This window comes from Brevundimonas sp. KH_058, assembly GCF_057838505.1.
Genome location: NZ_CM174469.1, coordinates 2,795,129 through 2,816,825 on the forward strand (window position 1 = coordinate 2,795,129; position 21,697 = coordinate 2,816,825).

The following is a 21,697-nucleotide window of genomic DNA, read 5'->3' on the forward strand; positions in this document are numbered from 1 at the left end:
AGATGCGACCAACCGGTTCCGACATTCTCGTCGTCGATGACGAGGCCGACATCCGCGACCTGGTGTCCGGTCTGCTGGAGGACGAGGGGCACGCCGTGCGGGTCGCCGCCAACTCCGACGAGGCCCTGGCTGCGATCCGGGCCAGGAAGCCGTCGCTGGCGATCCTGGATATCTGGATGCAGGGCGGCGGTCTGGACGGGCTGGAACTGCTGGAAGTCGTCAAGGAACTGGATCCCGACCTGCCGGTGGTGATGATCTCGGGTCACGGCAATATCGAGACGGCGGTCACTGCGCTGAAGCGCGGGGCCTATGACTTCATCGAAAAGCCGTTCAAGTCGGACCGGCTGGTGGTCGTGGTCGAGAGGGCCATCGAGGCGGCGACCCTGAGGCGCGAGAACCGCCGGCTGCGCGTGCAGACCATGACGCCGTCGGGCCTGATCGGGAGGTCCCAGGCGGCGCAGGCGCTGCGCAGCACCATCGCCAAGGTGGCCCAGGCCAATAGCCGCGTCCTGATCGCCGGCCCTGCTGGATCGGGCAAGGAATTGGTCGCGCGCCAGATCCACGAGGGCAGCCCGCGCGCCCGCGCTGAGTTCGTCGCCATCTCGGCCGCCGGCATGACGCCGGAACGGCTGGATGTGGAACTGTTCGGTGAAGAGGGCCAGGACGGCCGGCCCCGCAAGATCGGCGTGTTTGAACGCGCCCACAACGGCACCCTGTATCTGGATGAGATCAGTGACATGCCCCGCGAGAGTCAGAGTCGCATCCTGCGGGTTCTGGTCGATCAGCGGTTCCGCCGGGTCGGCGGCGAGCAGGACGTTCAGGTCGATGTCCGCGTCGTAACCTCGACCTCGCGCGACCTGAAGACCGAGATCGCGGAGGGCCGTTTCCGCGAGGACCTGTTCCACCGTCTAAATGTGGTGCCGATTCGAGTGCCGGCCCTGTCGGAGCGACGCGAGGACATCACCGAACTGGTCGAATATTTCGTCGAGACGATCAGCGCCTCGCAGGGGTTGCCCAGGCGGATCATCGGCGACGATGCGGTGGCGGTGCTGCAGGTTCATCCATGGCCGGGCAATATCCGGCAGCTGCGCAACAATATCGAACGGCTGCTGATCCTGGCGACCGGCGATCCGGCCGAGACGATCACCGCCGACATGCTGCCGCAGGAGGTGGCGACCTCGAACGGCGGGCCGTCTTCGCTGGGCGGCGAGCGCACGATCGCGCTGCCTTTGAGAGAGGCGCGCGAGGTGTTCGAGCGGGAGTATCTGGCCGCCCAGATCATGCGGTTCGGGGGCAATATCTCGCGCACCGCCGCCTTCATCGGCATGGAGCGGTCGGCTCTGCATAGAAAGCTTAAGTCGTTGGGGGTTTCGCCCGCGCGCGGCGGTGAAGAGGAAGAACCGGCCTGATGTCCCGCGTCGCCTATGTGAACGGCGCCTACAGCGCGCACGGCGAGGCTGTGGTGCATATCGAGGACCGCGGCTTCCAGTTTGCGGACGGCGTCTATGAGGTCTGGTCGGTCTTCGACGGCAGGCTGGCCGATTTCGAAGGCCATATGACCAGGCTGCACCGCAGTCTGAACGCGCTGAAGATCGACATCCCAATGAGTGCGGGATCTTTGGGCGTGGTGCTGCGCGAGACCATCCGGCGCAACCGGGTCCGCGACGGCCTGGTCTATCTGCAGGTCACGCGTGGGACGGCGTCGCGCGATCACGCCTTTCCGGCTGACATCGCGCCCAGCGTCATCGTGACGGCCAAAAGGCTCGACCTGGCCAAGGGCGAAGCGATGGCGGCCAAGGGGGCGGCCGGGGTGACTCGACCCGACATCCGCTGGGGCCGTTGCGACATCAAGACGGTGGGCCTGCTGCCGAACGTGCTGGCCAAACAGGCGGCGCGCGAACGCGGCGCCTATGAGTGCCTGATGTACGACGAGATGGGTCTGATCACCGAGGGATCGTCCACCAACGCCTGGATCGTGGACGAGGATGGCAGGCTGCGGACGCGCGATACGCAGGCCAACATCCTGCGCGGCGTCACGCGTGAGGCGATCCTGAAACTGGTCGAGGCCGAGGGCGTCGAACTGGACGAAAGACCCTTCTCGGTCGAGGAGGCCAAGCGGGCGCGCGAGGTGTTCGTCACCGCCGCCAGTTCCTTTGTCATGCCGCTGGTTTCGCTGGACGGCGTGAAGATCGGCGACGGCAAACCCGGGCCAATCGCGATACGCTTGCGCGAACTCTATCTTGAACAGGCGCGCCGAGAGGCCATTTAGGGCGTTGCCCGAGCGGCCGGGCGGCGGTTAAGGTCGAGACTGGCCGCATCGGCCCCGCGCCGCTTCCCCGGCGACGAACAACGAAGAACAGGAAAAACCTGCCATGTCGCAAGACAAACGTCAGAACCTTCAGGACACCTTTCTCAACTCGGTCCGCAAAACCAAGACGCCGCTTACCATCTTTCTGGTCAATGGCGTCAAGCTGCAGGGCATCGTGACCTGGTTCGACAACTTCTGTGTGCTGCTGCGCCGCGATGGCCAGTCCCAGCTGGTGTACAAGCACGCCATCTCCACCATCATGCCGTCCGCGCCCGTGCAACTGTACGAGCCCGACGCCGAAGAAGACTGATTGACCCAAAAACTGATCGACCATTCCGTCCCGCTGATCCGGGCGGTTGTCATCCATCCCGACCGACGCTCCGACAGCCCTCGGCTGGCAAGCGAGCGGCTTGAAGAAGCGGCGGGTCTCGCCCGCGCGCTGGATCTCGACGTGCGCGCCGAAGAGATCGTGCGACTGCGAGGGACCACGCCCGCGACCCTGTTCGGGACGGGCAAGGTCGAGGAGTTGGCCGCCCTGGTCCGCGCGGCCGACGCCGAGGCTGTCATCATCGACGACGCCCTGACGCCGGTGCAGCAGCGCAATCTGGAAAAGGCGTGGGAGGTGAAGGTCATCGACCGCACCGGTCTGATCCTGGAAATCTTTGGTCGCCGTGCGCGCACCAAGGAAGGCCGGCTGCAAGTCGAGCTGGCGCGGCTGGACTACGAACGGTCTCGGCTGGTGCGGACCTGGACCCACCTTGAGCGGCAACGCGGCGGCACCGGCTCGACCGGCGGTCCCGGCGAAACCCAGATCGAGCTGGATCGGCGTCTGATCGCCGACCGGATCGTGCGGCTGAAGGCCGAACTGGAAGACGTACGCCGAACGCGCGGCCTGCACCGCAAACAGCGCCAGAAGGCGCCGTTCCCGACCATCGCCCTGGTCGGTTACACCAATGCCGGCAAGTCGACGATGTTCAACCGGCTGACGGGATCGGAGGTCTTCGCCAAGGACTTGCTGTTCGCCACCCTGGACACGACCCAGCGCACCATTCGCCTGCCGCAGGGCCGGCCGGCCATCGTTGCGGACACCGTCGGCTTCATTTCCGACCTGCCGCACGAGCTGGTCGAAAGCTTCCGCGCCACGCTGGAGGAGGTGGGCGAAGCCGACCTGATCCTGCACGTCCGCGACATCGCCTCGGCCGACAGCGACGCCCAGGCCAAGGATGTCGAGACGGTGCTGAAACAGATCGAGACACCCGAGGGCAAGACCCGTCGGGTGCTGGAGGTCTGGAACAAGATCGACCTGCTGGACGATGAGGCGCGCGAAGCCGTGTTGGGCCAGGCAGAACGTCTGTCAAAGGAGGGCGAGGCCGTCGCTGTCTCCGCCTGGACAGGCGAGGGGATCGAACCCCTTCGGCAGATCATCGCGGGCCTGATCGACGACGACCCCGAGACTCGGTTGACCCTGGAGCCTGAACACGGCGAGGCCATGGCCTGGCTGTATGAGCATGGACGTGTGATTTCACGCGATATGGACGACCGTGGCCGTACTGAGGTCACTGTGCGGCTGCATCCTGCGGCGCTCGGGCGATTCGAACGCCTGTATCCCGACCTGGCCGACTGACATCTCATGCATCTGATCGAAACCGTCCTGCTTCTGCTTCTGGCCGTGGTGGTGTCGGGTTCGATCGCGCGGATCACGCGCATCGCCCTGCCTCTGGTGCAGATTGCACTGGGTGCGGCGATCGTGCTGATCACCGGGTCCACGGTGGACCTTGAGCCGGACATCTTCTTCCTGCTGTTCTTGCCGCCGCTGTTGTTCCTCGATGGATGGCGCATTCCCAAGGAAGCCCTGTTCCGTGACCGGGCGGTGATTCTGGAACTGGCCCTGGGGCTGGTGCTGTTCACCGTCGTCGGCCTGGGCTTCATGATCTGGTGGATGATCCCCGAGATGCCGCTGCCGGTGGCCTTCGCCCTGGCCGCCATCCTCTCGCCGACCGATCCCATCGCGGTCCAGGCCATCGCCTCGCGCGCGCCGATCCCGAAGCGGCTGATGCATATCCTGGAAGGCGAGTCGCTGCTGAACGACGCGACCGGCCTGACCTGTATGCGGATCGCGGTGATCGCGGCGACCACCGGCGCCTTCTCCATCGGCAGCGCCATCGGAACCTTCGCCTGGCTGGCTCTGGTCGGGGTGGCGGTCGGCGTGCTGATCACGATGGGGATCAGCTATGCGAAAGGCTTCGTCAGTCAGCGGTGGGGCGAGGATGTCGGCGCCCAGATATTGGTCAGCCTGCTGATCCCCTTCGCGGCCTATCTGGTGGCGGAAGAACTGAATGCCTCGGGCATTCTGGCGGCGGTGGCGGCCGGCGTGACCATGAGCTTCACCGAACGCAGTCTGTTCGCCGGTCAGTCGATGGCCGTGACGCGCATCCGGCGGGGCGTGGTCTGGGACACGGTTCAGTTCGTCGCAAACGGCATCATCTTCGTGATCCTGGGCGAGCAGATGCCGTCGATCATGTCGCGCGCAGCCGAGGTGGTGGCGGGCACCAGCCGGCCGGAGGTGTGGTGGCTGGCCGTCTATGTGTTCGGCATCGTCGCCGCCTTGGCGACGCTTCGGTTCGTCTGGGTCTGGACCTCGCTGAAGCTGACGCTGTTCCGTCGTCGTCATCGCGGGCCGCCGGCCAAGGTCGGCTTGCGCCTGACGATGGTGATGTCGCTGGCGGGGGTGCGGGGCGCGATCACCCTGGCCGGTATTCTGACCTTGCCGTTCGTCCTGGCGGATGGATCGCCGATGCCGTCACGCAGCCTGGCGATCTTCCTGGCGGCGGGGGTAATCATCGTGTCGCTGCTGGTCGCCACCTTCGCCCTGCCACGCCTGTTGAAAGGTGTGGAGTTGCCGCCTGAGCCCTCGCATGAGCGTGAGGAGGATCGCGGTCGCGTGGCTGCGGCCACTGCCGCCTTGCGCGCGATCGAAGATGTTTCGCACGCCATGGCCGAGGGCAAGCCGAACCCGGACCTCTATTCCGATATCGCCAGCCGGATCATGGAGACCTATCGCCAGCGGATCGAGACCCACACGCGCACGGACGAGGACGATGCGGCCCTGTCTCGCAAGGTGGATCATGTCGAGCGGCGGCTGTGGCTGGCTGGACTGGCGGCCGAGCGCGACGAACTCGTTCGTCTGGCGCGCGTCAGGCAACTGGACGAGGTGACGGCGAAGAAGATGATCCGAGAAGTGGATCTGCAGGAGTTGCGGTACCTGTAGGCGTCAGCGGTCCATGAAGGCTGCGACCGCCGCGTAGCTGTCGGCGATATGGTGGGCGCCGCGGGCCAGCAGGCGCTCGGCATGTCCGTCGCGGATATGGCCGCCAGCGGTCAGGCCGACGACCGTCATGCCGGCCGCGACGCCTGCGGTGACGCCCGCCTCGCTGTCCTCGATCACCAGAACGCAGGATGGATCGACGCCCATGGTCTTGGCGGCGTGAAGGAAAATGTCGGGATGGGGCTTGCCGCGTTCGACCACCAGACCGGTGAAGACGGCGCCGTCGAAATGTTCGGTCAGGCCGAACAGGTCCAGGCCGACGCCGATCCAGTCGGGGCCGCTGGACGAGGCGATGCACCGGGCCTCGGGACGGGCGCCGACGAAGTCGAGCATCCCCGGCACGGGCTGAAGCTGGTGCGGCGCGCGCTGGCGACAGGTCGCGAACCAGGTGGTGTGAAAGTCTTCGGGGCAGGCGCGGCCCAGGGCGGCTTCGACCGTCGGGCGATTGTCGCGCCAGCGTTTGCCCGTATAGGCGGCCAGCACGTCGTCCAGGCTGGTCGGCAGGCCGATGGCGGTCAACTGCTCGGCCATGACGGTGCTGTTCAGCACCTCGCTGTCGGCCACGACGCCGTCGTAGTCGAAGATGATCAGGTCGTAGGTCATGCGGCGGCTCAGGCTTTGGAGGCGGCCTTCTCGGCGACCTTTGCGGCGTCCCAGAGGCGGTCCATCTCTTCCAACGTGGACTGGTCGGGTGTGCGACCGTCTTTAGCCAGTTCCGCCTCGATGAAACCGAAACGACGCACAAACTTGGCGTTGGTGGCGCGCAGGGCGTCTTCGGGCTCGACGTCCAGCTTGCGGGCCAGATTGGCGACGACGAAAAGCAGGTCGCCCAGTTCCTCGCGCGCCTTGGCCTTGTCGCCGGCGGCGATCTCGACCCGCAGCTCCTCGACTTCTTCCGCCAGCTTGTCGAACACTTCGTCGGTCGATGGCCAGTCGAAGCCGACGCGGCCGGCACGTTTCGTCAGCTTGGCGGCGCGGGTCAGGGCGGGCAGACCGACGGGCACGTCATCCAGGACGCCCGGTTTCTTGCGGTCCTTGCGCTCGGCGGCCTTGATGACCTCCCAGGCGAGGGTCTGTTCCTTGGACGATCGCTGGGCCCCATCATCAAGAGAATTGGGGCCGAAGACGTGGGGGTGGCGGCGTTCCAGCTTTTCAGAGATGGCCGTGACCACGTCGTCGAAGGCGAACAGCCCCTGTTCCTCGGCCATGCGGGCGTGGAAGACGACCTGGAACAGCAGGTCGCCCAGCTCGCCCTTCAGCTCGTTCAGGTCGTTTCGCTCGATGGCGTCGGCGACCTCGTAGGCCTCCTCGATCGTATAGGGGGCGATGGTGGCGAAGGTCTGCTCCACGTCCCAGGGGCAGCCGCCGTCCGGGTTGCGCAGCCGCTCCATGACGCCGAGCAGGCGGTCGATGGGTCTCAAGTACGGGCTCCGTCGCGGGCTTCCAAGGCCAGGCGGATTTCATCGTGGCGTTTCGGCGTCAGGGGATAGCCCTTCAGCACCCAGGCGGCGGCCGCCAGCAGCAGGCCAGGGACCAGGATGAACAGAACCTGGAGCGTCAGCAGGGAGAACTCGCTGTTTCCGCCCGCCTCCGGGATCGCCTTGAAGCCCACCCATTGCAAAATCAGGTAGGGGATCAGGGCCACCACATGGCCGATCTTGGTCGTCGCCGACAGGATGGAGAACATCAGGCCGGTGCGGTCCACGCCCGTCTCCAGCCGCACCTCGTCGCCCGCATCCGCCATCATGGCCCGCAACAGGAACAGGCCGGCGGCATAGGGCAGGCCGGCGATGAACATGGCCGCCGCCGTCAGTGCGAAGTTGCCGCCGGGGACCAGGGTGGCGGCGATGTATAGGCCTGCGAAGATCAGGCTGGCGACCGCCAGGGCCTTGTCCTTGCCGATGCGTGTGGCCAGCCAGGCCCAGATCGGCGCGCCGCACAGGCCCGCGACGAAGTAGAACAGCATGAACAGGCCGGCCTGGCTGTGGTCGTAGCCCTTGATCTGGCCGAAGAAGAAGAACAGCAGCGAGCCGGTGATGCCGGGCGCCACGCCCAGCAGCAGGTCGGCGATCAGCAGCTTGCGCACCGTCGGCATTTTCAGCAGGGCCAGATAGGCGCTCAGCCCCCCGTGGGGCTGATCGCCCCTATTGACCGGCTCTGGCACGGCGACCATGGCCAGGCCGATGGTCAGGGGCAGGGCGATCAGGATGGCCCAACCCATGATCCGCACGCCGTCGGCATAGGTTCCCATCCCCGTCTGGACCACCACGGTCGGCAGGACCAGGATCAGGATCACGCCGATGATGTTGAAAACCTGCCACCAGCCATAGACGCGGCTGCGCTGGTCATACTGGGGTGCGAGAACGGCGGCCCAGCCGAGCTGGCCCAGGGTGCCGATCGAGAAGCCGAGATAGAGAACAAGCAGCCAGCCGAACAGATAGGCGGGCCCGGCGCCGGGCTGGACCACCACGAACATCATGAAGGCCGACAGCATGAGGATCGGCGTCGACAGCGCCATCCAGGGGCGATAACGGCCCAGGCGCGTCCGGGTCTTGTCCATGCCCCAGCCGATGAAGGGGTCGAAGACGATGTCGATCAGGCGCACGGCCATGAAGACGGCGGCGACGACGCCCAGCTCCAGCCCCACATGGGTGGCGTAGAACTCCGGCAGGGTGACGGGCAGGGCGACCCCGAAGGCCGCCAGCGGAAGGCAGGGGCCGGAAAAGGCGGCGAGCACCGCATTGGAGCGGCGGGGCGCGGTCGGCGCGGCGGTGGACATGCGTCGGTCCGAAAGGCGCGGCGCGAGTCGGCCGCGCGTCACCATGCCAGCGATCGGCGAAGCATGCACTTGTGAGATCGGCCGGCTTGGGGCTTCCTATGCGCCATGTGGCGAAGCCTTCTTGCGTTCCTGTCCCTTTGCTTTGCGTTGGTCTTCGCCGGCGGCGCGCATGCGGCCGGCCCCTGCCATACCAATGCCGACGGCTGGCAGGCGCAGGCACTGGCGAATGCGGCCTCGGCCTATGGGATGGAGTGGGCGCCGTTCGGTGCGGCGGAGTGGGGGTGGCAGGCCTATCTGCCGCTGATCCAGCACGAACTGCATACGCCCTGCGGCCCCGGCACGCCGATCTTCGCGTCGCAACTGGCGGGGTTCCAGCAGACGTACGGCCTGGCGCCCACAGGCCTGTTCGACATCGCGACGTTTCAGGTGTTCAGGGGGCTATGGCAGGAGCGGCGGCCGTTCGTGATGGCGCGGGTCGGCGGGGCCTGTCCCGAGCCGCCGCCGATCAACCAGTTGGGTTATCTGGTCGCATCCGAGGAACACGCGGACCGGCTGACGCGGTTGCTGCGTCGCGACGTGCTGGACGCCTATCGCCGGCTGGTCGCCGCCGCCCGCGCCGAGGTTCCTGAGGTGGCGAGCAACCCCGAGCTGCTGCAGATTTTCTCGGGCTTCCGCGATCCGGAGGCGGACGCGGCGCGCTGCGCCCAGCAGGGCAATTGCGACGGGCTGCGCCGCGCTGTCTGTTCGCCGCACAGGACCGGGACGGCGGTCGATCTCTATGTCGGCCAGGCGCCGGGGCAGGGCGTCGATTCCACCTCGCCAGCCAGCCGCGAACATATGGCGCGGACGGCGACCTATCGTTGGCTGGTTGCCAACGCCGGGCGGTTCGGGTTCACGCCCTACGTCTATGAGCCTTGGCATTGGGAGTATGTAGGGCCGTGGGATCCTTCGTTCGCGCCCTGACCGAGGGTGAGGCGGCCCTGGCGCGTGAGGCGTTCGGGGCCGCCTTGCACCTGGAGACCGTGCGTCTGATCGGCTGGCCGTTCCGGCGCGCCTTTGTCGCCGGGCGTTGGTTTGGCCGTGACTGGATCGTCTGGCCGCACAGGGCGATGGCCGGGGATTTCGCCTCGGCCTCGCTGCATCTACAGGGCGTGCTGGTGCATGAGCTGACCCATGTTTGGCAAGCGCAGCAGGGGGTGAACCTGCTGTTCGCCAAGCTGAAGGCGGGAGACGATGCGGCCGCCTACGCCTATTCGGCCGATCCCGACTGTCGTTGGGATGGGCTGAACATCGAGCAGCAGGCCATGGTGATGGAACATCGCTTCCATCGGATGCGAGGGGGCAGGGCGCCAGGCAGCGCGGCCTTCTATGATGCGGTCTGTCCTTTCGTGCGTTGAAATCCCACGGGGGTCTTGCAAGGGCCGAAGAGAGACGCCAAGTTAGCAACGGTCGTTGTTGCGAATGACGGCCAGTCATTCAACGGAGCCTCCCCATGCCCAAGATCCTCGTCCTCTATCACTCGACCTATGGCCACCTCGAAACCATGGCCGAAGCCGTCGCCGAGGGCGCGCGCGAGGTCGAAGGCGCGGTGGTGGACATCAAGCGCGTGCCGGAAACCGTGCCGGAAGAACTGGCCAAGGCGTCGCACTACAAGCTGGACCAGAAGGCGCCGATCGCCAAGATCGATGACCTGAAGGACTATGACGCCGTCATCATCGGCGCAGGCACCCGCTTCGGCTCGGCCGCGTCGCAGATGCGCGCCTTCCTGGACCAGGCCGGCGGCCTGTGGTTCAGCGGCGCCTTGATCGGCAAGGTGGGTGGCGCCTTCACGGCCACGGCAACCCAACACGGCGGTCAGGAAACCACCTTCCAGGGGCTGCACAACTTCTTCATGCACCACGGGATGCCGGTCGTGGGCCTGCCTTATTCGTATCAGGCCATGATGACGCTGGACTCGGTCGAGGGCGGCTCGCCTTATGGCGCGACGACGATCACTGGCGGCGACGGTTCGCGTCTGCCCAGCGAGATCGAACTGGGCGGCGCCAGGTTCCAGGGCAAACACATCGCCGAACTGGCCAAGAAGTTGCACGGCTGATCCGATGCGCCAGCCCGCCGTCTTTTTCGGTCACGGTTCGCCTATGAATGCGCTTGGCGGTCCCTATGGGGCTGCCTGGCGCGCGCTGGGCGAGGCCATCGGCAAGCCAAAAGGGGTGGTGATGATCTCCGCCCACTGGGAGACGCGCGGGCTGGGCGTCACCGCGCAGGACCGACCCGAAACCATCCATGATTTCGGCAACTTCCCGCGTGAACTTCACGAGATGCAGTATCCTGCGCCCGGGTCGCCCCAACTGGCTGCCCGTGTGTCGGAACTGACTGGGGCGATCCAGACCCAACAGTGGGGGCTGGATCACGGGACCTGGTCGGTGTTGGTTCACGTCTGGCCGGACGCCGATGTGCCGGTGGTGCAGCTGTCGCTGAACCGCGAGCTGACGGCACGCCAGCATTACGAACTGGCCAAGGCGCTGAAGCCTTTGCGGGACGAAGGGATCGTCATCGCCGGTTCGGGCGACTTCGTCCACAACCTGCGGACCTGGAAGCGCGAGGACGGCGCCGAACCCTATGCCTGGGCGACCGGGTTCAACGAGGCGGTGAAGGCGGCGTTCGAAAGGGGAGACCACGACGCCCTGATCGACTGGGTGGATCTGGCCGAAGACGCCCAGCTGAGCGTGCCGACCGACGAACACTATCTGCCGGTCCTCTATCTCGCCGCCCAGCAGGAGCCGGGCGAGGCTGTCAGCTTCTTCAACGACCGCATCGACGGCGGCTCGATCTCGATGACCGGCGTCAGGATCGGCTGATTTCACCTCCCTGTCGGCGAAGGCCGACGGGGAGGACAGGCGCGCGCTGCGCGCCAGGTGGGGGCGACTCGGCGCCAAACTTGAGTTGTGTTTTACTCGTGCCATGGCTGACGGCTTGAGTTTCATACGAGCAAAGGCGTTTCGGAAGGCGTTGACGCCGCCGGAGTTTCGGCTGTGGCAGGCGCTGCGTCGCAACTGCCTCGGCAAGTTTAAATTTCGCCGTCAGCATCCTATCGGCCCGTACATCCTCGACTTCTATTGCGCGGCGGCGAAGCTGGCCATCGAAGTCGATGGCGCTGTCCATAACGAGCTGGCGCAGATCGCGCATGATCGTCGGCGGACTGCTTGGCTCCGTGAGCGCGGCGTTCGCGTGGTGCGGTTAAGCGCCGTGAGCGTGATGCGAGATCATGCGGCGGTGGTCGATTTTATCTATGATTTGGTAAGCGCCCGTCTGGCGGCGGAGTCGCCCCCACCTGACCGCTGACGCGGTCTGTCCTCCCCATTCGCCTTCGCGAACGGGGAGGTGATGTTCATGTCAGGCGCTTTCGACCATCTTCTGGATCGAGACGTAGTCAGTCTTGCCGGTGCCCAGAACCGGCACTTCGGCGACCTTGACGATCTTCTTGGGCACGATCAGCTCGGGTGCGCCGTTGGTGCGAGCCCATTCGGCCAAGGGCGCGACCTCGGCCTCGGCGTGGTCGGTGACGAGCACCAGTTTCTCACCCTTGCGGCTGTCTGGGATCGACACGACGGCGTGGCGCTGGTCCGGCCAGACGGCGCCGGCAATGCCCTCCACGGCGGTCAGGGACACCATCTCGCCGCCGATCTTGGCGAAGCGCTTGGCGCGGCCTCGGATGGTGACATAGCCCTCGTCATCGACATCGACGATGTCGCCCGTGTCCAGCCAGTCGTCGCCGATCGGATCCCAGGCCAGGGGCTCGGCCGAGGTGACATAGCCGCTCATGACGTTGGGCCCGCGCAGCATCAGCCGCCCGCCCGCGTCAATGCCTTCGACCGGCTCCAGCTTCCAGTCGATGCCGGGCAGCACTTGGCCGACCGTGCCGGGCGCGTTGCGTTCAGGATGGTTGACGGCGATCACGGGCGAGGCCTCGGTCGCGCCGTAGCCTTCCAGCAGTTCGACGCCGCCGAACTTGGTGTTGAACAGGGTGCGGGTTTCCTCGCGCACCTTCTCGGCGCCGGCCACCACGAACTTCAGCGTCGAGAAGTCGTTTGGCTCGGCGACGCGGCCGTACTGGTTCAGGAATGTGTCGGTCGCGAACAGGATCGAGGCGTTCACCTGGGGCAACAGGTCGGTGATCTGTTTGGCGTGCAGCGGCGACGGATACTGGAACGCCTTCAACCCTTGCAGCAGTGGCAGGATGACGCCGCCGGTCAGGCCGAAACAGTGGAAGGTTGGCAGGGGATTGAACATCACCCACTCAGGCAACAGGTCGATATGGGCCGCGACCTGACGGGCGTTGGCGACCAGGTTACGCTGACTCAGCACCACGCCCTTGGGCGTGCCGAAGCTGCCAGAGGTGAACAGGACCACGCCCGGCGCATCCGGGTCCGTCTTGACGCGGAACCGCTTGGGCGCCGCGCCGGCGGCGAGACCGTACAGCTTGTCGGCCAGACCAATGGTCTTGCGAACGTCGTCCAGCCAGACGACCTCGGCGACGGTCTTCAACTCGACGATCAGGTCGTCCAGCTTGGCCTGATCGATGAAGCGTTTGGCGGTCAGCACCTTCCTGACGCCCGAGGCCTTGATCGCAGCCTTCAGATTGGCCTCGCCGGCGGTGAAGTTCAGCATCACAGGCACACGGCCGTGGGCGTGCAGGCCAAAGAAGGTAACGACGACGCCCATGGACGACGGCAGCAGGATGGCGACCCGCTCGCCCAGGCTGGTCATATGGGCGATCTTGCGGCCCAGCACGAAGGCGGCGCGGATCAGGCCGGTGTAGCTGAGCGGATGGCGATCCTGGTCCTCCAGGATTTCCTTGTCGCCGAACTGCGCCCGCGCATCGATCAGGGCGTCGATCAGGGACGAGTCGTAAAGCGAGGGATCCAGGGCCTGGCGCAAGCGCGTCTCCTATGGAGGGCGCGGACGGCCCTCTCTGTTGTTCGGGCGTCTGTCATTAATGACGCCGCGTCATCTTGAAAAGATGCGTAACGTCGCGTGAGTTCCGAGGCGCGATCACGCCTGCGACAAGTCTGTTACCCGGTGTGCCTTGCCTAAACGGCCTCAAAGTCCGAAATACCGGGAATGGTCACCCTGATCGACACACTTCAGCGCAAGCCTTCCGAGCTGCGTCACCCTGAAAAACAGAATCGGCCCGAGTCGGTCGTTCTGAAAAAGCCCGACTGGCTGCGCGTCAAGGCGCCCGGGTCGGGCCAGTATAATGCGACCAAGGAGATCGTGCGCTCCAAGGGGCTGGTGACGGTCTGCGAGGAAGCGGCCTGCCCGAACATCGGCGAGTGCTGGAGCCAGAAGCACGCCACCCTGATGATCATGGGCGACACCTGCACGCGGGCGTGCGCCTTCTGCAACGTCAAGACGGGCCTGCCCCAGCCGCTGGACCCGGAAGAGGCCGGCAAGGTGGGCCTGGCCGTCCAGCAGATGGGCCTGAACCATGTGGTGATCACCTCGGTCGATCGCGACGATGTGTCCGACGGCGGCGCGGCCCACTTCGCCGAGGTCGTGCGTCAGATCCGCATCCAGGCGCCGGGCGCCACCATCGAGATCCTGACGCCAGACTTCCTGCGCAAGGACGGGGCGGCGGCGGTGATGATCGACGCCAAGCCGGACGTCTTCAACCACAACCTTGAGACTGTTCCGCGTCTGTATCTGAAGATCCGGCCGGGCGCCCGCTACTTCCACAGCCTGCGCCTGCTGCAGATGGTCAAGGAGCGCGACCCGGAGCAATTCACCAAGTCCGGCATCATGGTCGGCCTGGGCGAGACCAAGGAAGAGGTCATGCAGGTAATGGACGACATGCGGTCCGCCTGCGTCGACTTCATCACCATCGGCCAATATCTACAGCCGACACGCAAGCACGCCGCCATCGACCGCTTCGTCACGCCGGAAGAGTTCAAGGCTTATGAAGCGATCGCCAGGGCCAAGGGCTTCCTGATGGTGTCGTCCAGCCCGCTGACGCGTTCGTCGCACCACGCCGGCGACGATTTCGCCCGGCTGAAGGCGGCGCGCGAGGCGCAGCTGCGTCGCTAAGTTCCGCATGGCCGTCCACCGCGTCACGCGCATCCTTCCGTATGCGCCCGAACAGCTTGCCGATCTGGTCGCCGACGTGCGCGCCTATACCGACTTCGTGCCGTGGGTCACGGCCATGCGTGTCTGGAACGAACGTGAGGAAGGCGAGGGCGTCACCGTGTTGGACGCCGAGGCGGGGGTCGGCTTCTCCTTCCTGAAGGAGCGGTTTTCGACCTGGGTCCGGCATGATCGAAACGCGCCCAAGGTCGAGGTCGGCCTGCTGCGCGGACCGTTCAAGCATCTGAAGAACCGGTGGGAGCTCTTTCCGCATCCCGAAGGGGCGCGGCTGGAGTTCATGATCGACTTCGCCTTCAAATCGAAGATGCTGGACCTGATGCTGTCGGCCAACTTTGACCGGGCGGTGGAAAAGCTGATCGGCTGTTTCGAGGCCGAGGCGAAGCGGAGATACCCCAGGCCATGAGTTTCGATTTCGACGCGACCGTCGTGGGCGCCGGGGCTGTGGGCCTGGCCTGCGGTCGGGCGTTGTCGAAACGCGGTCTGACGGTGCTGGTGCTTGAGAAGGAAGGCCACATCGGCCAGGGCGTCTCGTCGCGCAATTCCGAGGTCATCCACGGCGGGCTCTACTATCCGACAGGATCGCTGAAGGCCCGCTTCTGCGTCGAGGGACGGCGCGCCCTTTATGACTTCCTGGACAGTCGCAAGATCGATTACCGAAAGTGCGGCAAGCTGGTCGTCGCCACGCAAGAAGCCGAGGTCGAGCGGATCGAGGCCATCTTCGAACAGGCGACGGCGAACGGCGTCGAGGGACTGGAGCATTTAACCGGCGCCCAGGCGCGTGCGCTGGAGCCCGAACTGAACGCCCATGCCGCCATCTTGTCGCCCGAGAGCGGCCTGTTCGACAGTCACGGCTATATGCTGGCGCTGCAGGGCGAGATCGAGGACGCGGGCGGCTCGGTCGTGGTCTCGGCCCCGTTCGAGGGCGCCGAACCCCTGTCGTGCGGCGGCTTTTCCATTCGTGTGGGCGGGGAGGGGGCGATGCAGGTCACCAGCCGCCTGCTGGTCACGGCGCCCGGCCTGTCGGCGCAAACCGTGGCGGCGGCCATCGACGGCTATCCGGCCATCGACATTCCCGCCGGTCATTTCGGCAAGGGCGTCTATTTCCGGCTGGTCGGCAAGGCGCCGTTCGACCGGCTGATCTATCCGCCCCCCATCCCGGGCGCCTTGGGCACTCATTACCGCAAGGATCTGGGCGGGCAGGCCGTGTTCGGGCCCGACCTCGCTTATGTCGAGACCGAGGATTACTCGGTCGATCCGGCGAAGGCGGAGGATTTCGCCGCCTATATCCGCCGCTTCTGGCCGGGCCTGCCCGACGGCGCCCTGACGCCCGACTATGCCGGCATCCGGCCCAAGCTGCATGGGCCGGGCGAGCCGCAACCGGACTTTCAACTGCACGGACGCGAACATCACGGCATCGACGGCCTGATGGCGCTGTTCGGCATCGAGAGCCCCGGCCTGACCAGTTCGCTGGCCATAGGCGAAGCCGTGGCCGCCGCCCTGACGGAGATGCAATGACCGAGCGCGAGAAGATGCTGGCGGGCCTGCCGTATGATCCGGGCGATCCCGATCTGCGCGACGGTCGCGCCCGCGCGGTCGGCCTGACCGTCGCCATCAACGCCGAGCCGGATCGCGAGCGGCGCGGCGTCCTGGTCAACGAACTGGTGAACGCGGCCGATGGCAAGGCGGTGATCATGCCCGGCTTCTTCTGTGACTATGGCGTCAACATTCACCTGGGCGCGCGGGCCTTTGCGAACGCCAACTGCGTGTTTCTGGACTGCGCCGAAATTCGCATCGGCGACAACTTTCAGGCTGGGCCTGGGGTGCAGCTTCTGACGCCGGAGCATCCGCTGGACGCCGTTGCGCGTCGCGGCGAGGAGACGGCGCGGCCCATCGTCATCGGCGACGACGTCTGGATCGGCGGCGGCGCCATCGTTCTGGCCGGGGTCACCGTCGGCGACCGGTCGGTGATCGGGGCCGGCGCCGTGGTGACCAGGGATGTGCCGTCCGATGTCGTCGTGGTCGGCAATCCGGCGAAGATTGCGAAGCGATTGGCTTAATCGAATGCCGACAGCGGGATCGACACCAGGCTGAAGGGAAGAACCGGATCGCCGGTGGCGCGTCGGTTCAGTTGGCTGTTGGCGACGATCAATCGGTCGCCGCTGATGGCCGCTGTCGCGGGCCAGGCCAGTTCGGCGGGCTTGATTCGCTTTGTCTCGACCGCCGTCAGCAGGTCGGACGACAGGTTTAGCGCCACGACCTCGCCCGCCGACTGGCGCACGACAAACAGACGCTGACCGTCCAGGACCAGCCCGTCTCCGCTCGAAAGCTCCGAAGATCCCGCGTCGATGGCCGCGATTTCTCCGGTGTCGGTGGCGATTCGAAACAGGCGGCCGGTCTTGGCGTGGACGACGATCAGGAACCGACCGTCCGGCGTCGCCGCGATACCGTTCAGATTGGGCGCCTCGCCGAAGTCGAGCGCCGTGCCCTCGAAGCTGAGCCACGGCTCCAGCGCTGCGTCGGCGACGGCGCCTCGCGGCACACGCCACATCACCGGCCGCAGGGAATCGGTGAAATAGGCGTGGTCCTGAGTCAGGACGACATCGTTGATCAGCCAAGGGCCTTCAGGCGTCGTGAAGCGCGCCAGGCGGCGACCGGTGGCGCTGTCCACCACATGCATGGAGCCGTCGCGGGCCCCGGCGACCCATATCCGACCCTCACCGTCCGACTTTAGCCCTAGGGCGACCGATTTGGGCGTGGCGGGGCGCGTGTCGGCCATATTCAAAGGATCGCCAAGGATGGCGGCCGCGCCCGTCGTAGGATCCAGTCGCACGATCACGCCGGTGTTGGCGCTGTTGGTATAGAGGGCGCCGGTCGTCGGATCGACGGTCATGCCTTCCGGATAGGCGGCGGCTTCGGGCAGGGGAATGATCCGCACGCCTTCCTGAGCGACTGCAGGCTGCGCCAGTCCAAGGGCGGTGGTCATGGCCGCGCCGACGATCCATCTGGTCTTCATCGTTCGTCTCCCGTAATCGCTTTTGCGCATTGTGCCCGAGCCGTTCAGCCTAGGCCACCGGGGCGGCGATGCGGGTTCGGCATTGGTTTGAAGACCCGCCTTGAAATCCTCGCGAGGTTCATGCATAAGCCGCGCCTCGCGTGGCGGCTCTGCATCCTTTCCAAGGAAGGGTTGGGGGCCGCCGCTATCGTTTTCGCGCTTGATCAGGCTTCGGCTCTGGGCGGCGCCAGACTTAGAAGATTGATACGGACATGGCCGTTCCGAAGCGGAAAGTATCCCCCTCGCGTCGCAACATGCGCCGCGCCCACGACGCCCTGACCTCGAACGTCTATGTCGAGGACAAGGACACCGGCGAGCTGAAGCGCCCTCACCACATTGACCTGAAGACGGGCACCTATCGCGGTCGCCAGGTCATCACGCCGAAGGAAGACTAGTCTTTCGAGTGATCTCGGCTTCGGCCGGACGATGAATTCGACGGCGCGCGGTGACCCGCGCGCCGTTTTCGTGCGTTCAATGCGGTGAAGCTTCCATTTGGAGACGCCGCATGATGATTCGTTTCACCGCCGTCAGCGCCTGCGCGCTGCTGACGCTCGCCGCTTGTGACCGCAAGGAACAGCCCGCTGCTCCGGCTCCAGTGACCGCTGCGCCGGCTGTGGAGACGCCCGCGGCGCCCGCTGCAGACCCTAACGCCCTGACGGCCGAAGGGCTGGGCCCCGTGCGAATCGGCATGACGCGCGGCGAGCTGGTGAAGGTCTGGGGCGATGATTCCCAGCCGAACGCTGTGGGCGGCACCAATCCTGAGACCTGCGACCAGTTCCACCCCGCTAATGCACCGGCGGACGTGCAGGTGATGATCCAGAACGGCGTGCTGACGCGAATCACCCTGGCGCGCGGCGCGACGACCAAGACCGACCGCGGGTTCGGCGTCGGCGACACGGGCATGGCGATCAAACAGGCCTATGGCGGCGCGCTCTTCGCCCAGCCGCACAAGTATCAGGATGCGCCGGCCGAGGATCTGTTCGTCTGGTCGCGCGGCGGCTCGACCGCCTATGTCACCGATCCGGCGGCGCGCGGCGTGCGCTACGAGATCGGCAGCGATGGCAAGGTGATGATGATCCACGCCGGCGACCCGTCGATTCAACTGGTCGAGGGCTGTTCCTGATATCGAGGGCGACGGCGCCATTGGCGTTTGGCGGGGAGGCGGCTAAACCGTCGGACCTCCCTTGCCCCTTGAGCCAAAGAGCCGAGCCATGACCGACATCGCCGACATCGTCGCCCGCCAGATCCTCGACAGCCGGGGCAATCCGACGGTTGAAGTCGATGTCACGCTGGAAGACGGCTCCTTTGGCCGCGCGGCAGTGCCGTCGGGCGCCTCGACCGGCGCGCACGAAGCGGTCGAACTGCGCGACGGCGACAAGGACATGTGGGGCGGCAAGGGCGTGCAGAAGGCGGTCGACGCCGTCAATGGCGAGATCTTTGACGCCCTGTCAGGCATGGACGCCGAGCAGCAGCGCCGCATCGACGAGGCGATGATCGACCTGGACGGTACGCCCAATAAGGCCCGCCTGGGCGCCAACGCCATTCTGGGCGTGTCCCTGGCCGTCGCCAAGGCTAGCGCTCTGTCGTCCAATCAGGAGCTGTATCGCTATCTGGGCGGCGTCTCGGCACGCGTCCTGCCGACCCCGATGATGAACATCATCAACGGCGGCGCCCACGCCGACAATCCGATCGACATCCAGGAGTTCATGATCCTGCCGACCGGCGCCGAGACCTTCTCGGACGCCGTGCGCATGGGCGCCGAAATCTTCCACGCCCTGAAGAAGCAGCTGAAGGACGCTGGCCACAACACCAACGTTGGGGACGAGGGCGGCTTCGCCCCGAACCTGGCCTCGGCCGACGAAGCGCTGAGCTTCATCACCAAGGCCGGGCAGGCGGCCGGTTATCTGGCGGGCGAGGACTTCCACCTGGGCCTGGACGTCGCCTCGACCGAGTTCTTCAAGGACGGCAAATACATCATGACCGGCGAGGGCAAGACCGTCGACGCCGATGGCATGGCCGCCTACCTGGTCGATCTGTGCGAGCGTTTCCCGATCGTCTCGATCGAGGACGGCATGGCCGAGGACGATTTCGACGGCTGGCGCCTGCTGACCGAGCGTCTGGGCGATCGGGTGCAGCTGGTCGGCGACGACCTGTTCGTGACCAATCCGGCGCGTCTGGCTGCGGGCATTGGCGAAGGCCTGGCCAACTCCATCCTGATCAAGGTCAATCAGATCGGCACCCTGTCCGAGACGCTGGACGCCGTCGATATGGCCCACCGCGCCGGCTATACCGCCGTGATGAGCCACCGTTCGGGCGAGACCGAGGACTCGACCATCGCCGACCTGGCCGTGGCCACCAACTGCGGGCAGATCAAGACCGGCTCGCTGGCGCGTTCGGACCGGGTGGCGAAATACAACCAGTTGCTGCGCATCGAGGAGATGCTGGGCGATCAGGGCGTCTATTTCGGCGACGGCATGCTGCTGAAATAAGAAACTGAATTGTCGGCGGAGAATCAGCGTTCTCCGCCAATTATCTTACGGTCAAGCTACATTTCGTTAGGCATTTTCGGGCACGGTTCCTGAACTGTGTTTTCGCGCTCAGAAGGAGCGTTTTAAGTGCCCGAATGGATGAAACCTTACCGCCTGTCCTTCGCCCTGTTGTTGCTGCTTGCCTATCTTGGGGTGCAGGCGCTGACGGGCGAGCGCGGCTTGCTGAGCGGCTCTTCCCGCGATGCCCTGCTGGGGCAGCGCGAGGACCAATTGGCGCATCTGACCGAGCAGCGTCGCGATCTTGAGACGCGTGTGCGTTATCTGCGCACCGACAGTCTGTCCCGTGATTTGCTGGAAGAGCGCGCTCGCGCTGTGTTGGGCTTCTCGGACCCCCGCGACTATGTGATCCGCGTGCCGGGGCCTGCCGTTCAAGGGTGAAAACACTCGCCACTTGAACTATTGTTACAGGGCGGCTCCCACCCCTTTGCCTTCCGGGAAGGAAGGCTGCTAAAGCCCCTTTCCGTAACGATAAGAAGGCGTCGGTTCTCGACGCCTAGCCGGGAGATACCGGATGGCGAAAGCCCCAGCCAAATCCGCTCAGACGACTTCGCCTGACAAACTGCCCAATACGCCGACGGCGTCCAAGGAGGACCTGCTTCGCTTCTATCGCGAGATGGTCCTGATCCGCCGCTTCGAGGAGCGTGCAGGTCAGCTCTACGGGATGGGTCTGATCGGCGGCTTCTGCCACCTGTACATCGGCCAGGAAGCCGTGGCCGTCGGCGTTCAGGAGAGCGTCAAACAGGGCCACGACAAGATCATCACCGGCTATCGTGACCACGGCCATATGCTGGCCGCCGGCATGGATCCCAAGGAAGTCATGGCCGAGCTGACTGGCCGCAGCGGCGGTTCGTCCAAGGGCAAGGGCGGGTCGATGCACATGTTCGACGTGCCGACCGGCTTCTACGGCGGTCACGGCATCGTCGGCGCCCAGGTGGCGCTGGGCACCGGCCTGGCCTTCGCCGGCAAATATCGCGGCGACGATTCGGTGGCCTTCGTCTATTTCGGCGACGGCGCTTCGAACCAGGGTCAGGTGTACGAGAGCTTCAACATGGCGCAGCTGTGGAAGCTGCCGGCCATCTACATCATCGAGAACAACCAGTACGCCATGGGCACGAGCATCGAACGCTCGTCTTCGACGACCGAACTCTATCAGCGCGGCGCCAGCTTCGGCATTCCGGGCGAACAGGTCGACGGCATGGACGTGCTGGCCGTGCGCGACGCCACGGCTCGTGCGGTCAAGCGCGCCCGCGAAGGCGGCGGCCCCTTCATCCTGGAAGTGAAGACCTATCGCTATCGCGGCCACTCGATGTCCGACCCGGCGAAATACCGGACCAAGGAAGAGGTGGACGAGGTCAAGAAGACTCGCGACCCGATCGATCACCTGAAGATGCTGCTGTCGGCCGCCAATGCGACCGAGGACGAGCTCAAGGCCATCGACACCGAAATCAAGGCGATCGTCGCCGAAGCTGTTCAATTCGCCCAAGAGAGCCCGGAACCCGATCCGTCCGAGCTCTATACCGACGTCTACGTGGAGGCCTGATCC

At 65.7% G+C, this 21,697-nt stretch carries 24 protein-coding genes; 19 read left to right on the forward strand and 5 right to left on the reverse strand.

All coding sequences use genetic code 11. From position 1 onward, the window contains the following. Positions 1-2 precede the first annotated feature (2 nt). From ntrX to AC3ISA_RS13800, 5 genes are all read left to right on the forward strand, one after another. A complete protein-coding gene (gene ntrX, locus AC3ISA_RS13780; RefSeq protein WP_372691898.1) occupies positions 3-1,409 on the forward strand; it encodes a nitrogen assimilation response regulator NtrX in 1,407 nt (468 codons plus the stop codon). Then, positions 1,409-2,269 (forward strand): D-amino-acid transaminase, encoded by an 861-nt coding sequence (locus AC3ISA_RS13785; protein ID WP_489178308.1) that lies wholly within the window; start codon positions 1,409-1,411, stop codon positions 2,267-2,269. The genes ntrX and AC3ISA_RS13785 overlap by 1 nt, the downstream gene beginning before the upstream one ends. Before the next feature lie 103 nt (positions 2,270-2,372). Further along, the gene (hfq, locus tag AC3ISA_RS13790) at positions 2,373-2,618 is read left to right on the forward strand and encodes an RNA chaperone Hfq (RefSeq protein WP_003164861.1); all 246 of its coding nucleotides are present in this window, start codon (positions 2,373-2,375) and stop codon (positions 2,616-2,618) included. Next, positions 2,619-3,932 (forward strand): GTPase HflX, encoded by a 1,314-nt coding sequence (gene hflX / locus AC3ISA_RS13795; RefSeq protein ID WP_489178309.1) that lies wholly within the window; start codon positions 2,619-2,621, stop codon positions 3,930-3,932. Positions 3,933-3,938: 6 nt separating this feature from the next. Next, complete coding sequence (locus tag AC3ISA_RS13800; RefSeq protein ID WP_489178310.1) at positions 3,939-5,576, forward strand: Na+/H+ antiporter; 1,638 nt, start codon at positions 3,939-3,941, stop codon at positions 5,574-5,576. Between the two features lie 3 nt (positions 5,577-5,579). On the opposite strand, the gene AC3ISA_RS13805 is transcribed toward AC3ISA_RS13800, so the two are convergent. From AC3ISA_RS13805 to AC3ISA_RS13815, 3 genes are read right to left on the reverse strand one after another with little or no spacing between them, the layout of a single operon-like run. Next, positions 5,580-6,236 carry an HAD family hydrolase gene (locus tag AC3ISA_RS13805; RefSeq protein ID WP_489178311.1) on the reverse strand — a complete coding sequence of 219 codons (657 nt, stop codon included), beginning with the start codon at positions 6,234-6,236 and terminating at the stop codon, positions 5,580-5,582. Between the two features lie 8 nt (positions 6,237-6,244). Continuing rightward, positions 6,245-7,054 (reverse strand): nucleoside triphosphate pyrophosphohydrolase, encoded by an 810-nt coding sequence (gene mazG, locus AC3ISA_RS13810; RefSeq protein ID WP_489178312.1) that lies wholly within the window; start codon positions 7,052-7,054, stop codon positions 6,245-6,247. Then, positions 7,051-8,412, reverse strand: a complete 1,362-nt coding sequence (locus AC3ISA_RS13815) for an MFS transporter (RefSeq protein ID WP_489178313.1) — start codon at positions 8,410-8,412, stop codon at positions 7,051-7,053. Before AC3ISA_RS13815 ends, mazG begins: the two co-directional genes overlap by 4 nt. A gap of 105 nt (positions 8,413-8,517) precedes the next feature. Between AC3ISA_RS13815 and AC3ISA_RS13820 the strand changes: the two genes are divergently transcribed. The 5 genes from AC3ISA_RS13820 (at position 8,518) to AC3ISA_RS13840 (ending at position 11,754) form a co-directional block, all read left to right on the forward strand. Continuing rightward, entirely contained in the window at positions 8,518-9,375 is an 858-nt protein-coding gene (locus AC3ISA_RS13820) for a D-alanyl-D-alanine carboxypeptidase family protein (protein ID WP_489178314.1), read from the forward strand. Continuing rightward, positions 9,351-9,809 (forward strand): hypothetical protein, encoded by a 459-nt coding sequence (locus tag AC3ISA_RS13825; protein WP_489178315.1) that lies wholly within the window; start codon positions 9,351-9,353, stop codon positions 9,807-9,809. The genes AC3ISA_RS13820 and AC3ISA_RS13825 overlap by 25 nt, the downstream gene beginning before the upstream one ends. A gap of 95 nt (positions 9,810-9,904) precedes the next feature. Continuing rightward, positions 9,905-10,507: an NAD(P)H:quinone oxidoreductase gene (wrbA, locus tag AC3ISA_RS13830; protein ID WP_489178316.1), complete on the forward strand. Its 603-nt coding sequence runs from the start codon at positions 9,905-9,907 to the stop codon at positions 10,505-10,507. Positions 10,508-10,511: 4 nt separating this feature from the next. Then, on the forward strand, positions 10,512-11,270 hold the full coding sequence (ygiD, locus tag AC3ISA_RS13835) for a 4,5-DOPA-extradiol-dioxygenase (RefSeq protein ID WP_489178317.1): 759 nt from the start codon (positions 10,512-10,514) through the stop codon (positions 11,268-11,270). A 103-nt stretch (positions 11,271-11,373) separates the two neighbouring features. Continuing rightward, on the forward strand, positions 11,374-11,754 hold the full coding sequence (locus AC3ISA_RS13840) for an endonuclease domain-containing protein (RefSeq protein ID WP_489178318.1): 381 nt from the start codon (positions 11,374-11,376) through the stop codon (positions 11,752-11,754). Between the two features lie 51 nt (positions 11,755-11,805). Here AC3ISA_RS13840 and AC3ISA_RS13845 read toward each other — a convergent pair whose 3' ends face one another. Further along, on the reverse strand, positions 11,806-13,350 hold the full coding sequence (locus tag AC3ISA_RS13845; RefSeq protein WP_489178319.1) for an AMP-binding protein: 1,545 nt from the start codon (positions 13,348-13,350) through the stop codon (positions 11,806-11,808). A 183-nt stretch (positions 13,351-13,533) separates the two neighbouring features. Between AC3ISA_RS13845 and lipA the strand changes: the two genes are divergently transcribed. From lipA to AC3ISA_RS13865, 4 genes are read left to right on the forward strand one after another with little or no spacing between them, the layout of a single operon-like run. Beyond that, positions 13,534-14,496, forward strand: a complete 963-nt coding sequence (lipA, locus tag AC3ISA_RS13850; protein ID WP_489178320.1) for a lipoyl synthase — start codon at positions 13,534-13,536, stop codon at positions 14,494-14,496. A 7-nt stretch (positions 14,497-14,503) separates the two neighbouring features. Continuing rightward, entirely contained in the window at positions 14,504-14,956 is a 453-nt protein-coding gene (locus AC3ISA_RS13855; RefSeq protein ID WP_489178321.1) for a type II toxin-antitoxin system RatA family toxin, read from the forward strand. Beyond that, on the forward strand, positions 14,953-16,068 hold the full coding sequence (locus AC3ISA_RS13860; protein WP_489178322.1) for an NAD(P)/FAD-dependent oxidoreductase: 1,116 nt from the start codon (positions 14,953-14,955) through the stop codon (positions 16,066-16,068). The genes AC3ISA_RS13855 and AC3ISA_RS13860 overlap by 4 nt, the downstream gene beginning before the upstream one ends. Continuing rightward, on the forward strand, positions 16,065-16,610 hold the full coding sequence (locus tag AC3ISA_RS13865) for a sugar O-acetyltransferase (RefSeq protein ID WP_372691913.1): 546 nt from the start codon (positions 16,065-16,067) through the stop codon (positions 16,608-16,610). The genes AC3ISA_RS13860 and AC3ISA_RS13865 overlap by 4 nt, the downstream gene beginning before the upstream one ends. On the opposite strand, the gene AC3ISA_RS13870 is transcribed toward AC3ISA_RS13865, so the two are convergent. After that, positions 16,607-17,566, reverse strand: coding sequence for an NHL repeat-containing protein (locus AC3ISA_RS13870; protein WP_489178323.1), 960 nt, complete (start codon positions 17,564-17,566; stop codon positions 16,607-16,609). The genes AC3ISA_RS13865 and AC3ISA_RS13870 overlap by 4 nt on opposite strands. Before the next feature lie 251 nt (positions 17,567-17,817). Between AC3ISA_RS13870 and rpmF the strand changes: the two genes are divergently transcribed. The 5 genes from rpmF to pdhA all read left to right on the forward strand — a co-directional run bounded on the left by rpmF (position 17,818) and on the right by pdhA (position 21,694). Next, complete coding sequence (gene rpmF, locus AC3ISA_RS13875; protein ID WP_026108365.1) at positions 17,818-18,000, forward strand: 50S ribosomal protein L32; 183 nt, start codon at positions 17,818-17,820, stop codon at positions 17,998-18,000. A gap of 110 nt (positions 18,001-18,110) precedes the next feature. Continuing rightward, complete coding sequence (locus AC3ISA_RS13880) at positions 18,111-18,728, forward strand: hypothetical protein (RefSeq protein ID WP_489178324.1); 618 nt, start codon at positions 18,111-18,113, stop codon at positions 18,726-18,728. Positions 18,729-18,816: 88 nt separating this feature from the next. Next, positions 18,817-20,094: a phosphopyruvate hydratase gene (gene eno, locus AC3ISA_RS13885; RefSeq protein WP_372691918.1), complete on the forward strand. Its 1,278-nt coding sequence runs from the start codon at positions 18,817-18,819 to the stop codon at positions 20,092-20,094. 138 nt (positions 20,095-20,232) lie between these two features. Beyond that, entirely contained in the window at positions 20,233-20,532 is a 300-nt protein-coding gene (locus AC3ISA_RS13890; protein ID WP_135195658.1) for an FtsB family cell division protein, read from the forward strand. Between the two features lie 133 nt (positions 20,533-20,665). Continuing rightward, the gene (gene pdhA / locus AC3ISA_RS13895) at positions 20,666-21,694 is read left to right on the forward strand and encodes a pyruvate dehydrogenase (acetyl-transferring) E1 component subunit alpha (protein ID WP_135195511.1); all 1,029 of its coding nucleotides are present in this window, start codon (positions 20,666-20,668) and stop codon (positions 21,692-21,694) included. The last annotated feature ends 3 nt before the right edge of the window (positions 21,695-21,697 follow it).